This is a genomic window from Candidatus Hinthialibacter antarcticus, assembly GCA_030765645.1.
In the GTDB taxonomy this organism is placed as follows: domain Bacteria; phylum Hinthialibacterota; class Hinthialibacteria; order Hinthialibacterales; family Hinthialibacteraceae; genus Hinthialibacter; species Hinthialibacter antarcticus.
This window is the reverse complement of sequence record JAVCCE010000001.1, coordinates 1-12,662: the sequence shown is the minus strand read 5'-3', so window position 1 is coordinate 12,662 and position 12,662 is coordinate 1. Positions and strand designations below refer to the sequence as shown.

Annotated in this window: 13 protein-coding genes; 9 read left to right on the top strand and 4 right to left on the bottom strand. The window is 52.4% G+C overall.

Annotated elements, in window-relative coordinates:
- Nucleotides 1-181 precede the first annotated feature (181 nt).
- The 7 genes from P9L94_00065 to P9L94_00035 all read left to right on the top strand — a co-directional run bounded on the left by P9L94_00065 (nt 182) and on the right by P9L94_00035 (nt 7,411).
- The gene (locus tag P9L94_00065) at nt 182-646 is read left to right on the top strand and encodes a PTS sugar transporter subunit IIA (protein ID MDP8242442.1); all 465 of its coding nucleotides are present in this window, start codon (nt 182-184) and stop codon (nt 644-646) included.
- Nucleotides 647-654: 8 nt separating this feature from the next.
- Entirely contained in the window at nt 655-1,617 is a 963-nt protein-coding gene (gene hprK, locus P9L94_00060; protein ID MDP8242441.1) for an HPr(Ser) kinase/phosphatase, read from the top strand.
- A gap of 4 nt (nt 1,618-1,621) precedes the next feature.
- A complete protein-coding gene (locus tag P9L94_00055) occupies nt 1,622-1,903 on the top strand; it encodes an HPr family phosphocarrier protein (protein ID MDP8242440.1) in 282 nt (93 codons plus the stop codon).
- The gene (gene ptsP, locus P9L94_00050) at nt 1,866-3,674 is read left to right on the top strand and encodes a phosphoenolpyruvate--protein phosphotransferase (GenBank protein MDP8242439.1); all 1,809 of its coding nucleotides are present in this window, start codon (nt 1,866-1,868) and stop codon (nt 3,672-3,674) included. The genes P9L94_00055 and ptsP overlap by 38 nt, the downstream gene beginning before the upstream one ends.
- On the top strand, nt 3,652-3,945 hold the full coding sequence (locus P9L94_00045) for a DUF167 domain-containing protein (GenBank protein MDP8242438.1): 294 nt from the start codon (nt 3,652-3,654) through the stop codon (nt 3,943-3,945). Before ptsP ends, P9L94_00045 begins: the two co-directional genes overlap by 23 nt.
- Before the next feature lie 211 nt (nt 3,946-4,156).
- Entirely contained in the window at nt 4,157-6,043 is a 1,887-nt protein-coding gene (locus P9L94_00040; GenBank protein ID MDP8242437.1) for a DUF4914 family protein, read from the top strand.
- 228 nt (nt 6,044-6,271) lie between these two features.
- On the top strand, nt 6,272-7,411 hold the full coding sequence (locus P9L94_00035; GenBank protein ID MDP8242436.1) for a DegT/DnrJ/EryC1/StrS family aminotransferase: 1,140 nt from the start codon (nt 6,272-6,274) through the stop codon (nt 7,409-7,411).
- 51 nt (nt 7,412-7,462) lie between these two features.
- On the opposite strand, the gene P9L94_00030 is transcribed toward P9L94_00035, so the two are convergent.
- The 3 genes from P9L94_00030 to P9L94_00020 form a co-directional block, all read right to left on the bottom strand.
- The gene (locus P9L94_00030) at nt 7,463-7,723 is read right to left on the bottom strand and encodes a hypothetical protein (GenBank protein MDP8242435.1); all 261 of its coding nucleotides are present in this window, start codon (nt 7,721-7,723) and stop codon (nt 7,463-7,465) included.
- 121 nt (nt 7,724-7,844) lie between these two features.
- On the bottom strand, nt 7,845-9,365 hold the full coding sequence (locus tag P9L94_00025; GenBank protein MDP8242434.1) for a hypothetical protein: 1,521 nt from the start codon (nt 9,363-9,365) through the stop codon (nt 7,845-7,847).
- 63 nt (nt 9,366-9,428) lie between these two features.
- The gene (locus P9L94_00020) at nt 9,429-9,719 is read right to left on the bottom strand and encodes a putative quinol monooxygenase (GenBank protein ID MDP8242433.1); all 291 of its coding nucleotides are present in this window, start codon (nt 9,717-9,719) and stop codon (nt 9,429-9,431) included.
- Between the two features lie 207 nt (nt 9,720-9,926).
- Here P9L94_00020 and P9L94_00015 point away from each other — a divergent pair, with 207 nt between their 5' ends.
- Both P9L94_00015 and P9L94_00010 read left to right on the top strand, forming a co-directional pair.
- Nucleotides 9,927-10,127, top strand: a complete 201-nt coding sequence (locus P9L94_00015; protein MDP8242432.1) for a hypothetical protein — start codon at nt 9,927-9,929, stop codon at nt 10,125-10,127.
- A gap of 16 nt (nt 10,128-10,143) precedes the next feature.
- Nucleotides 10,144-11,718: a sodium:solute symporter family protein gene (locus P9L94_00010; protein MDP8242431.1), complete on the top strand. Its 1,575-nt coding sequence runs from the start codon at nt 10,144-10,146 to the stop codon at nt 11,716-11,718.
- A 13-nt stretch (nt 11,719-11,731) separates the two neighbouring features.
- Here P9L94_00010 and P9L94_00005 read toward each other — a convergent pair whose 3' ends face one another.
- Nucleotides 11,732-12,373, bottom strand: a complete 642-nt coding sequence (locus tag P9L94_00005) for a DUF1080 domain-containing protein (protein MDP8242430.1) — start codon at nt 12,371-12,373, stop codon at nt 11,732-11,734.
- Between the last annotated feature and the right edge of the window lie 289 nt (nt 12,374-12,662).

Sequence of the window (12,662 nt, the reverse complement as noted above, 5' to 3'; positions counted from 1 at the left end):
ATAAAAACGGCGCCCCAAAGCGGCGCTCTCTAGTTTCTGAACGCGGCATGTATAATACAGTCCAGCGGCGTTTTGCAACGCCCGAAGTAAATCTGCTCAACGAAACCAGTCCGAACCGGGCGGCGTGAGCTGTTGGTTCGATAAAATAAGCGTTGATAAGCAACCCAATGGGTGGTGTTATATGAATTTGATGGACCTAATCTCGCCTCACTGCATCAAAGCGCCTTTGCAAAGTAAAACCAAAGACGAGGTGCTATCTGAACTGGTTGAACTACTCGTGTCGGTGAAGCGGCTTTCTCATCGCGACGCGATTTATGAAGCGCTGATCGAGCGCGAAGAAGTGGGCAGCACCGGCATCGGTCACGGCGTCGCGCTTCCACACGCCAAATGCGCCGAAGTCAAAGAGATCTATATCGCTTGCGGCGTCTCGAAAGAAGGCATCGACTTTGATGCGCTCGACCGCGAACCGGTTTATGTTTTCTTTTTGATCCTGGCGCCGCGCACCGCGCCCGGTCAACACTTGAAGGTGATGTCGCTATTGACGCGCTTTTTAAGCAAAGCCGCCGTGCGTGAAGAATTGATGAAATCTGAAGACGCAGACGGACTCTATAGCGTACTATTTAAAGTGAACGAAAACCAATCATAAGGACCGTCATGACTTCAGAACGCGTAATGACGCCGAAACCGATTTCGGTGCGTCGCTTGTTAGAGTTTCACGACCTTGATCTCAAGGTGGCGGGAGGCGAAGAAGGCCTCGACCGGGTCATTATCCGGGCGGAACTCAATCGGCCTGCGTTGGAACTCTCTGGCTTTTTCGATAAATGGCAGCCGGAACGCGTGCAGATTCTCGGCTCGGGCGAAATGACCTACATCGAGAATAGCGCCGATAAAGCGAAATTGTCGGCCCATCTCGAGCGCATTTTCGCTTCGCATCCGCCCTGCGTGGTGGTCACCAATGATGTCGCCGCAACGGACGAAATTGTGCAACTCGCGGCGCGCCATAAAGTGACGCTGCTGCTTTCAAGTCATCATTCGACCAGCTTTATCAAACGCTTGTGGGACCACCTCAACCTGGAACTCAGCCCCTATGTGGTCAAACGCGGCGTGATGATGGATATATTCAACCTGGGCGTGTTGATTATCGGGCCGAGTTCGATTGGCAAAAGCGAGTGCGCCCTCGAGCTGCTGTCCAAGGGGCACACCTTCGTTGCTGATGATCTGGTGTTGATTCGTACCGCCCATTTGTCGCATCTGGTTGGCAGCGGCAAGGCGCCAGTGCCGTTTCACATGGAAATTCGCGGCATCGGCATCATCGACGTCAGCCGCATGTACGGCCCCCGCGCGGTCCGCCATCAAAAACAGATCGACATGGTGGTCAATTTAGAGGGATGGGACGCAAAAAAAGATTATGAGCGTCTTGGCATCGAAGACCGTGCCACCAAAATTCTCGGCATTGAGATTCCCATCTATCACTTGCCGATCAAGCCGGGGCGCAACATCGGCACCATCGTCGAAGTCGCCGTCTTGGACATGAAATTAAAACAATCCGGCGTGCACATGGCGCGTGAGTTTGACGAACGGCTCATCAAGATTATGAGCAAGGTGGAAGGGCGTTAATTAGATGAATAAACCCAACTACAGCGAAGGCTCATTTACCATTTTGAACGTGTTGGGGCTGCACGCCCGTCCGGCCATGTTGCTGGTTCAATCCATTACGCGGTTAGACTGTGAAGTCACCATTGAAAAAGATGGAATCGACGCCGACGCAAAAAGCATCATGGGCGTGTTGACGCTCGCAGCGGAACAAGGCAGCCAAATCCAAGTTCGCGCCGAAGGGCCGGACGCAGAGGAAGCGGTTCAGGCGATTGAAAAACTCATTCTCGAAAAGTTCGGAGAGGACTGAACTCACTGGTCTCGGCGTCTCATCCGGCGTCGCGATTGGTCATGTTCGTCTCTTCCAGGTCTCTAGTTTAGACGTGGGCGAATCTGTCGTACATGCGTCTAACGTCGAGAACGAAGTGCAACGGTTCGAGGCCGCGCTCAACAAAACCCGCAGTCAGATCGAAGCGCTTGGGCAACGGGTGCAAGAGCGGGGAGAAGATAAATCTCTGATTGAAGTTCTGTCGATGCACGTCATGCTGCTCAATGACCGCATGTTGGTCGACCGCGTGAAAGAACTCATTCGTGAAAACCGTTATGGCGCCGAATATGCGTTGTCATGCGTCGTGAGAGAATCAGAACTGCGCTACGCTGATTTGCCCGATTTGTTTCGCGAGCGCTTCAAAGACGTCGAAGACATTTGCCGCCGGGTGATGAACAATCTGCGCGGCGTTACCACCCAGTCGCTCGAAGATATCAGCGAAGAATCCGTCATTGTCGCCAAAGAGCTGGCGCCGTCCGACACGGCGTCGATGCGCTCCGAGACAGTGCTGGGTTTTGTCACCGAAGCCGGCGGCAAGACCTCGCATACCACCATTCTTGCGCGGGCGCTTGAGATTCCCGCTGTGGTGGGCGTGCCCGACATCACCCGCTTTGTTCAAGAGAATGACTTGATTATTGTCGACGGCGGCGCCGGTAAAATTATCATCTCGCCCAACGAAGACGACCTGAAAGCCTTTCATGTTCGCCAAGACCAGTTCAGGGTGCGCCAGTCGAGTTTATTGGGCATCAGAAACTTGCCGCCGGTCACGCTGGACGGTCACGTGATTGATCTGGCCGCCAATATTGAATTCGCGTCTGAAGTTGAGACGATTGATAAATACGGCGCGATGGGCGTCGGCTTGTTCCGTACGGAATATCTCTTCCTGAACCGGGTCACCATCCCGACGGAAGAAGAGCAGTACGAAAATTATTTGCAGGTCGCCGAAACTCTGGCGCCGCATCCGGTGGTGATTCGTACGCTTGACATCGGCGGCGACAAATTCGCCCATTCGCTCAATACACCGAACGAGTTGAACCCGTATCTGGGGTGCCGCGCGATTCGTTTTTCATTGGAGAACCGCGAGCTGTTCCGTACGCAATTGCGCGCTATTTTGCGGGCCAGCGTCCACAAGAATTTGCGAGTGATGTATCCGCTTATTTCCGGCATCGGCGAACTGACGGCGGCCAATGAGGTGATGGACGCCGTCAAAGACGAGATGCGCGCCGAAGGGGTCCCCTTTGATGAAGACATCCCGGTCGGCTGCATGATCGAGGTGCCCTCGGCGGTGATGGTGTCGCGTGAACTAGCCAGGATTCTTAAATTTTTCAGCATCGGCACCAATGACTTGATACAATACACGCTGGCGGTTGACCGCGGCAACGAAAAAATTTCGCGTTTGTATGAGCCGTTGCATCCGGCGGTGTTGCGCATGATCGCCATGGTGGCCGAAGCGGGCGATGAGGAACAGATTCCGGTCGAAGTCTGCGGCGAGATGGCCAGCGACCCGATTTGCGTCTTAGTGTTGCTTGCGTTGGGCATTGAGCGTTTTTCGATGGCGCCCTACGCCATCCCCATTGTTAAAGAGATTGTCCGGTCGGTCAAATTGGTCGGTTTGCGTGAATTCGGGCGCAAGGTGCTCGCGCAAAATCGCGGGGCGCATATCAAAGAAATGGTCATCGAAGCCTTGCCAATCCTCTTGCCGGGACGGCAAGATTTAGTGGAGCAGGCTTATGAGTCCAGCTTACTTACATGAACAGCCCGATGGAGTGGTTTTAAGTGTCCGGGTTGCGCCCCGGTCTTCTCAGTCGAAAGTGCAGGGCGTGATTGGAAGCGAAGTGAAAATCGCCCTGCAGGCGGCGCCCGTCGATGGACAGGCGAACCAGGAACTCATTCAACTGCTCGCAAAAACGCTTAAGATATCAAAAAGCAACATCGAGATTGTTCGCGGCGAAACCGCGCGCAATAAGACGGTGTTTCTGCGCGGCGTGACTGCGGCCCAATGCAAAGCGGCGCTCAAACTGTAATATAATCAGAGGCGAATTCTCAAAAACTACTCAGAAATTTAAATAGAATTATACTGTATACCTCCAAGTCTGGTTCGGGCCCATACTTACAATTTCATCATCGCTTATTGAACCGGTTTCGTCGCCTTGCCGTCAGCACGCTAGGATTTTGTGCGCAGTGCAGGGCGTTAATAATGTGAATGAGTCTGGTTAAACGACAGGAGAACTTATTGTGGCAGTGAAATCATTGGATGCGCTGGAGCGCATTGCAGTTTCTGACGACTTAAAGGCCGTATTGGAAAAAGCGCCTGCGGTATTGTTGCCTTCGAGCCGGGAATCTCTAATTGAACTGGCGATGGGCGGCCAAAAAGAAATTTATGACGTCGTCTATGATGTCGCGGGCAAAGATCGCGTGCTCGAAGCCCAGGTGGTGCGATGCAAAAACGGGCTGGCCGTGAATTATACCGAAGCCTATATGCGGCGCCGCGACCCCGATTGCATGGTGGTCGCCGATGACGATCCTTCCGACAAAACGCGCTACTCCGAACGCTTTGACCAGCCGTTTCCTGAATTGAAAAACGAGGTCTTGGCTTGGTTGGGCCATCAAGAGTTGATGGTGTTGCCCTTCTGCGCGGGCGGCAGCGAACTTGGGTATGATGCGCTATTAATTGCGCCGGTGAATGCGGCGTTTTTTGCGGCGGCGCTGGCTGATTTGCAGGGCATGATTCCCCGCGACGACATCCCGGACGATTTTAATCCCCGCGCGATTATTTATTTGGCCCCGCCGTTTCGTCACACCCATTGCGACGGCAAGCAGGTGGTTGTACACAACCGCAGCGAAGGCATCCATGAGATATTTGCGTTAAACCTCTACCCCGGCCCCAGCGCGAAAAAAGGCGTGTATGGAATCCTGCTTTCGATCGGCGAATCCGAAGGCTGGTTGACCGCGCACGGTTCCAGCGTTCAGGTGATAACGCCCTACGACAATGTTGTCACCATCATGCACGAAGGCGCCAGCGGCGGCGGTAAGAGTGAGATGCTTGAGCACGTACACCGCGAGCCGGACGGGCGCTTGTTGCTCGGCGAGAATGTGGTGCATGGCGAACGCCGCCATCTGGCGATGGGGCAGACCTGCGAATTGCGCCCCGTCACTGACGACATGGCGCTCTGCCACCCGACCTTGCAACAAGACAAGCGCAAGTTGGTGGTCACCGACGCAGAAGCCGCCTGGTTTTTGCGCATCAACCACATCGAACATTACGGCACCGACCCCGACTATGAGACGCTGACCATTCACCCCAAAGAGCCGATCATCTTTTTGAATATCCAGGGCGTCCCCGGCGCCACATGCCTGATATGGGAACACACGGAAGACGAGCCGGGCAAGCCGTGTCCGAACCCGCGTGTGATTTTGCCGAGGCGGTTGATCCCCAAGGTTGTGGATGAACCAGTCGAGGTAGACGTGCGCAGTTTTGGAATCCGCACCCCGCCGTGCACGATTGATAAGCCATCGTACGGAATCTTTGGCTTGCTTCATTACATGCCGCCCTCGTTGGCGTGGTTGTGGCGCATGGTGGCGCCGCGCGGGTTCTCGAACCCCAGCATTACCGACAGCGAAGGCATGACCAGCGAGGGCGTTGGTTCCTATTGGCCGTTCGCCACCGGGCGCCGCGTCGATCAGGCCAATCTGTTACTCGAGCAGATTCTCAACACGCCCGATACGCGCTACACCATCTCGCCCAACCAACACGTCGGCGCCTGGAAAGTCGGCTTTATGGCGCAATGGCTGGCGCGTGAATACATGGCGCGTCGAGGCGGCGCCAAGTTCCGTCCTGACCAATTGATTCCGGCGCGATGCCCGTTGTTAGGCTACACGCTCAACTCGATGCAGATTGAAGGGACGCAGATTTCTCACTGGTTCCTTCAAGTTGAAACCCAGCCGGAAGTTAAACTCGAAGGCTATGACGGCGGCGCAAAAATTCTAAGAGAATTCTTTAAGCGTGAATTGACGCCGTATCTCGATGAGAAAGACTTGCACCCGATGGGCCGCAAGGTGATCGAATGTTGTTTGCAAGACGGAACCATCGAAGAATATGTGAATCTAATTCAGTTTGAATAAACGCTTGTTTATTGAACGAACCAATCAAAGGGGCTGCGAAGCCCCTTTTTTTGTCGGTAGGCGTTGTGTGACGCCAGACCGCTATGGAAAAATTAGCAAAATCTGAATGAAGTCATTGAATGCATTTCAATCAAACCCTATCGTAAGAAAATCAAAGAACAGACGCCGTCTATGCGTATTCTTGCATAAAAATTTTTGACGATACGCACCAAAAACCGGAGAACCAACATGAAAGTGCCCCTACTAGATTTGAACGCGCAACTTAAAACCATTGAGCAAGACGTCAAGGACGCTGTATTGGAAGTGGTTGACTCAACGCGCTACATCATGGGGCCTAAGATAGAAGAACTCGAGCAAGAAGTTGCCGCCTATGTGGGGGCCAAGCACGGTATCGGCGTCTCATCGGGGACCGATGCGCTGTTGGTCGCGCTGATGGCGTTAGATGTTGGCCCGGGCTGCCGCGTTATCACCACGCCGTACTCATTTTTTGCGACCGCTGGAGTGGTTACGCGACTGGGCGCGACCCCGGTTTTTATTGACATTGACCCGGATACCTACAACATTTGCCCGCAAGCATTGAAGGCGTGGTTCGCTTCGGCTTCACAAGAAGAAATTGGTTCCGTCAAGGCGATCATTCCCGTTCATCTTTATGGACAATGCGCGGACATGGGCCCCATCATCGAAATCGCGAACCACTATGGGCTTGCTATTGTTGAAGACGCGGCGCAGGCGATTGGGGCGCGCTATCCTTCCCAAACTGGCGTGACGAAAGCCGGGGCCATGGGAACGGTCGGGTGCTTCTCGTTCTTCCCCAGTAAAAATTTGGGCGGGATCGGCGACGGCGGCATGGTGGTGACCAGCGACGCCGCCTTGGCGGAAAAAATCGCGAAGTTGCGCAATCACGGCGCAAGCCCGAAGTATTACCATTCAATGGTGGGCGGTAACTTCCGGTTAGACCCGATTCAGGCGGCGGTGTTGTTAGTCAAACTTCCACATCTGGACTCGTGGCACGCAATGCGCCAGAAGAACGCGGAATACTACGATGTGAATTTGGCTGTAGATACGGTCAAAAAACCTCAAATCGCATATCAGCGTGAATACCATATTTATAATCAATACGTTCTCCGCCTGCCTGGACGCAGAGATGAATTGAGGGCTTTCTTGTCTGAGAATGATATCGGCAACGAGGTCTATTATCCGGCGGCGTTTCATCAGCAGGAATGCTTCAAGTATCTGGGTTATCAAGCGGGCGCGTTTCCCAACAGTGAACACGCCGCAGCGTATACCATTGCGTTGCCCATATACCCCGAATTGACGGACGAGATGAAAGATTACGTCATCACGAAAATCCAAGAATTTTATGCGTGACGGCGGCTTGTGGTCAGATGATGAATGTGAAGGCGCTAGCGTAACGGAAGGTCAAACGGTTGACTCTTCGGCTTCGAGTTCGTGAATGGCTTTGATTGAGTCTAAGTAGATGCCCCGGTCATCACAGACGTCGAGATAGTCGCGCCCAAACTTGGGTTCGTAGAGTCCTTCTACTTTTCCCCGGGTTGTGATGGTTTCTTTGTGCTTTTCGGGTTTGTGCTGGCCGGGTTTTAACTCTTCGGTCGTTTCTACCCAGGTGATTTCGCAGTATTTCCCGACGAATTTGCGGTATTTGTCAGCATAAATGCTCATTGCTTCAGTCCCCAATGCGAACGAGTCGTTCAAAAATAAATCGAATAAATTTTACTCTCCTATGATGAATACCACAAACGCACTGTTTGTGCAACAGGTTTCTAGTTTTTGCGTCGAGAACCTAGCGTTTTGCTTGGTTCAAATCGGCCCGGTCTAGGTCGAGGCGATACATGATCTGGTTATAGTCATAGCGCGGGGTGGCGACGTCGTTGCCTGAGAAGGTTTTGGTATAGGTTCCTTCAAAATAGATGAAACGCCCGTCTTGCTCATCGAAAAACGCATGATGGACGGGATTGTAAAACGTATAGTTGTTGTGAGTGACGATCTTGACCGCCTTGCGCCAAGGCCCGGTGGGATGGTCGGCTTCAGAATACCACACTTCGCCGAGTACGGATGTCCCGAATTGTTGCACGCCGATCAGTACCCACTTTTTTCGATACGGGTTCCATTTTACTGAACTGCCGTGAATGCCAACCGGGGCGCCGCTGTTGATATCAACGGGCAAAAAATGAGCGTCGTCAATCTTTAGTAAGCCTGCATCGGCCCATTCTTTCTCATGCCAGCCTGCAGTTGGCTCGGCTTTTCGCCATGCGTATTGCGGTTTGCTGTCTTTTGTGATGATGCGCGAATTTTCGCCGTCATAAGACGCGCCCGGCTCCAGGCAGGTATAGGCTTCATATTGTGATGCGTCCAATAGCGAACCGTAATTTGCTTTCACCCGCGTCATGGTGAACCAACCCGGAAAATAAAAATAGTCCGCTCCGTCTTCTTTGACGCGAATGGGATGATAGCGCGGCGCCTGCCATGTTTCATCAAGTTTGAATTCTTTTATTTTGATGAACGCTTCCCGGTCGTCGTCAAATACGGCGAGGCCGTGCTCCAGCAGTTTTGATATGCTTTCCAGGCGACTGTAGTGGCAGATCAAGCGTTCTTTGCCGGAATGGTCATTGATGGTTAGGAGACCGTCGATCCAAATCAAATTTTCTTTAAACTCAGGAAACATCTCTTGGGTGAAACCGCTTGCGGATTCAAAGTAGTTGAGATTGACGCCGACTTCAGGCGAGAGTCCGCCATTGCTCGGAAGCCGCGACGTTGCGCCCGTCGTGCGGAAATTGCCGAGGGGATACGCCGCCCGCGATGTGTCGCCCCAAAACCAATATATCTTATCGTTATAGATTGCCGCCAAGGTCGAGTCTTGCCCGACAACTTTGCTGTTGAGGGCTGGCTGTTCGAGAGGAACGGGCGCGCCGGTTTTTATGCTGTCGCTGTAGATGCCTTGCCCGGTGATGCGGTAAAGGCGCTCGGCGATGTTTTCGCGCTTCACTTTAATGACCGCCTCGCCTCCGGCGGTGGGGTGCAACCGCAGTCCGCTATAGCCGAAGCCGTCTTTGGGGTAGGAATACCCGTGGCCTGAAACATGAAAAAACACATCTTGGTCCATCAGGCCGGGTTCGTTAAACGCAACGATGCCGTTGCTGTCGGTGAAGTATGGAACCTCATTGACGGTCTTAACTTCGATCAACGGGACTCCGCGCCCCGTTTCTTGATCGACGACTTTGATCTGAAAATAGTCGCCCGCGCTTGAGAACATCGGCGTGAAGAGTAGGAAAAACGTAATGAGAATTCGGTTCGTTGGTTTCATGGTATTCTTTGACCGTTTGGGTACCTCGTAATAGACTCGATTGGGCCGCGGCTTGCGAAATGTTCAGCCAATTTGAGTCATTTCGTTGATTGTGAGATCAGCGATGGCGCCTTCAGTTGCTTTCAAAAACGCCGCCAGATGAGGGGTATTCATGTGGACCTGCCAGAGTTCGCGGGATTCCCAGTTTTCAAAGAACAGAAAGTGGGCCGGGTTTTCATTGTCCTGATGAAGATCATACTGAATGCAGCCTTCTTCGGCCCGTGTGGTCGGGATCAGTTTTTCTAACTCGGCTTTGACCCCGTCGATTTTGTCGGAGTTGGCTGTGATGTTCGCAACGATGGTGAGTTTTGACATTTTAGGTTTCCTTGGTTTGATGAATGATGTAAAGCGTCGTTGATTATTTTAACACGAACATTAACCGCTTGTCGCGTAGAGATGCGGCTGAAAATCCACAATGCGGCGCGAAGCCTAAAAATAGCGTTATTTTTTTCGTACAATATCTGGACGGCATAAATTTAATTACGTTTTCGAAAAATAATTCTCTTGGGGAGAGTCATCAAAATGGAAGCCCTTCTTCCTTTCCTGTATCAATTCATCGGCGGCGGCATCGTTTTGATCGCCGGTTATTGGGGCGCGGTCCGGTCTGGAGCACTCGTCCCTTCATCTCCAGAAGGCCGCAAATGGATCGTGTTGGTTATCAGCGCTGTGCTGATGCATGTCATGATCCAGGGGTCGTTCCAGTTTCTGCTAAGCGCCAAATAAAAAGGAAATTTCTATTATGCCTTCATTGGGGTCAGAATTAGATTTAGCCATTATCGCCATCTACTTGTTTGCGATTCTCCTTTTTGGAAGTTACTTCGGCAAATATACAAAAACCACAAAAGACTTTTTTTATGCCGGGCAGCGGTTTTCGTGGTGGCTGATTGCCATGAGTTGCATCGCAACCCTGGTGGGGTCTTACAGTTTTGTGAAATATTCCAACCGGGCGTTTGAGAACGGATTTGCGGCAACCCATAGTTACATGAATGATTGGCCGTGGCTCTTTTTATGGATGTTCGGCTGGCTGCCTGTTATTTATTATTCCCGCGTTGCTTCCGTCCCCGAATATTTTGATAAGCGCTTCGGCAGCGGATGCCGGATGGCGGCGATATTCATTATTCTGGTCTATATGATTGGTTATATCGGCTACAACTTCTTGACCATCGGCGTCGCGCTGCAACCCATTCTGCAATGGGACTTGATGACAATTGTTGTCGTGGTCGCCGTGATTGCGGCGATTTATGTAACCGCTGGCGGACAAACCGCCGTCATCATGACCGACCTGGCGCAGGGCGTTCTGTTGTTGGTCGCCGGGTTCGCGATTCTGTTAATCGGCATCGATATGTGTGGAGGCTTCAGCGCATTTTGGCAAGCATGGCCCGCCGAGCAACGCCGCGCGTTTATGCCATTGACCGAGCCTGCCGGGTTCAACACCGCAGGCGTGTTCTGGCAGGACGGCATGGCCAATTCCGCCGCGTTTTGGTTTATGAACCAAGGAATCATTCTTCGGTTTCTTTCGGCAAGAAGCGTGAAAGATGGACGCAAAGCCATGATTGTAATTTTGTTGGTTATGATGCCGCTTGCCGCCGTAACCGTTTGCAGCGCTGGTTGGATAGGCCGCGCACTGTATGAACAAGGCTCCCTTCCATTATTAGACGATCCCGCGAACCAGGAAAACGTTTTCGTTATCGTGTCAGACGCGGTCAGCCGATTTGCACAAATTCCAGGAATGTTCGGTCTCATCATTGCGGCGTTGACGGCGGCATTAATGTCGACGGCGGATACCTTAATCAACGGCGTCGCGGTGGTGTTCACCAATGACATCGCCAAACCCTATCTTTGGAAAAACCGGGATGACCGCTTCTATTTATCGTGCGCTCGATATGTTTCGGTCGCGGCGGCCATCGTCGGAATATGTCTGGTTCCATTGTTTAATTCGTTTAATAGTCTTTATGACGCTCACGCGGCGTTTACCGCTGCGGTAACGCCGCCGATGGTGATGGCGATTTTGATGGGCTTCACCTGGAAACGCTACAACGCGCTCGGCGCTATGGCGACCTTAGTCGGCGGGATCATTCTGATTGCGCTTTCGATGAAGTTCCCTGCGTTGATTACGCCGTTCAGCCACGGCATGGAGCCGGGCGGCGAGGGATTCAAAGCGTATAAATACATACGCGCCTGTTACGGGATGGTCGCATCAGGCGCGCTGGGCGTCATCTTCACTTATCTTGGCTCTGCTCCCAATCTGCAAAAAATCACGCCTTACCTCTGGGGCGACGAGAAACAAAAACAGTTGGAATTCGAGAGCGAATAAGACAAGCGGCGACTTAAACTTCTTGAATTCGAATGTTTCGGAACTTGACCCATTTGCCAGGGCCGGTGTGTGAATCTTGCAGGCCGATGTACCCGCGCAATGGCTTATCTTTGATGGCTTCGACGTCATCCAGAAAAACGTCGGTGCAAACTTGTCCGTCGACCTCGACGGTGATGTGTTTGCCAATGCACGAAATTTTATAATGATGCCAGACATTCGGCGTTTCGTCAGGGCGCGGGTTGGGCGCCACGTAGCGATAAAGCGCGGCGGTGCAATGCAGGTCGTCGCGGTTTTCGTTAGAGATTTGGCATTCCATCCCGGTCATGGATGAGCGCCCGGTTTTCGCGCAGCGAATGAAGACGCCGCTGTTGCCGCCCTGGGAGATGTTGTAATCCAGTTCCAGAATAAAATCGCTGTATTCTTTTTTCGAGCGGATCCAATCGCCGCCTTTTCCGCCGTCGCTGTGCAGGACGCCGTTGTCGAAGACCGTCCAGCCTGCCGGGCTGCCGACGATGTCCCAATGCTGCAGGCCGGAGCCGTCAAACAACGAGACGTATCCAGCGTGATCGCGCGGCGCTTGCGTTACAGGCGCCGTCGCGCAACCGATGACGAACAGACTGACCAAAAAGGCGAGAGCAAAGCGAAGTGTTTTCATGGTTTTTCCTAAGGTTAAGATGTCTTAAACCTAATGGAAATGGTGAAAAGAGTCCAGAACGAAGAATCAAAATAATAAAAATGAGGTTCTTCCGTAAATTGGATATTTTTTTTATAAATTGAATTGAGATTTCGCTGCATGTGGCATGGGTACATGCTCTGCTCGCTTTAGTGCGGGCTTTCGGTCCCTTATGCACAGGCGCTCCCAGAGTTGCACCCATGCCTGATTTGGTTTGTCAATTTGTGATGCGCCGGGATACGTTTTCGTAATCAAAATGATGACCATCCAT

Excerpts from the sequence above, each read along its gene's own strand:
- P9L94_00015 (MDP8242432.1), top strand. The coding sequence starts at position 9,927 with ATGGAAGCCCTTCTTCCTTTCCTGTATCAATTCATCGGCGGCGGCATC.
- P9L94_00010 (MDP8242431.1), top strand. The coding sequence starts at position 10,144 with ATGCCTTCATTGGGGTCAGAATTAGATTTAGCCATTATCGCCATCTAC.
- P9L94_00030 (MDP8242435.1), bottom strand. The coding sequence starts at position 7,723 with ATGAGCATTTATGCTGACAAATACCGCAAATTCGTCGGGAAATACTGC.
- P9L94_00045 (MDP8242438.1), top strand. The coding sequence starts at position 3,652 with ATGAGTCCAGCTTACTTACATGAACAGCCCGATGGAGTGGTTTTAAGT.
- P9L94_00055 (MDP8242440.1), top strand. The coding sequence starts at position 1,622 with ATGAATAAACCCAACTACAGCGAAGGCTCATTTACCATTTTGAACGTG.
- P9L94_00025 (MDP8242434.1), bottom strand. The coding sequence starts at position 9,365 with ATGAAACCAACGAACCGAATTCTCATTACGTTTTTCCTACTCTTCACG.
- P9L94_00005 (MDP8242430.1), bottom strand. The coding sequence starts at position 12,373 with ATGAAAACACTTCGCTTTGCTCTCGCCTTTTTGGTCAGTCTGTTCGTC.
- P9L94_00020 (MDP8242433.1), bottom strand. The coding sequence starts at position 9,719 with ATGTCAAAACTCACCATCGTTGCGAACATCACAGCCAACTCCGACAAA.
- P9L94_00065 (MDP8242442.1), top strand. The coding sequence starts at position 182 with ATGAATTTGATGGACCTAATCTCGCCTCACTGCATCAAAGCGCCTTTG.
- hprK (MDP8242441.1), top strand. The coding sequence starts at position 655 with ATGACTTCAGAACGCGTAATGACGCCGAAACCGATTTCGGTGCGTCGC.
- P9L94_00035 (MDP8242436.1), top strand. The coding sequence starts at position 6,272 with ATGAAAGTGCCCCTACTAGATTTGAACGCGCAACTTAAAACCATTGAG.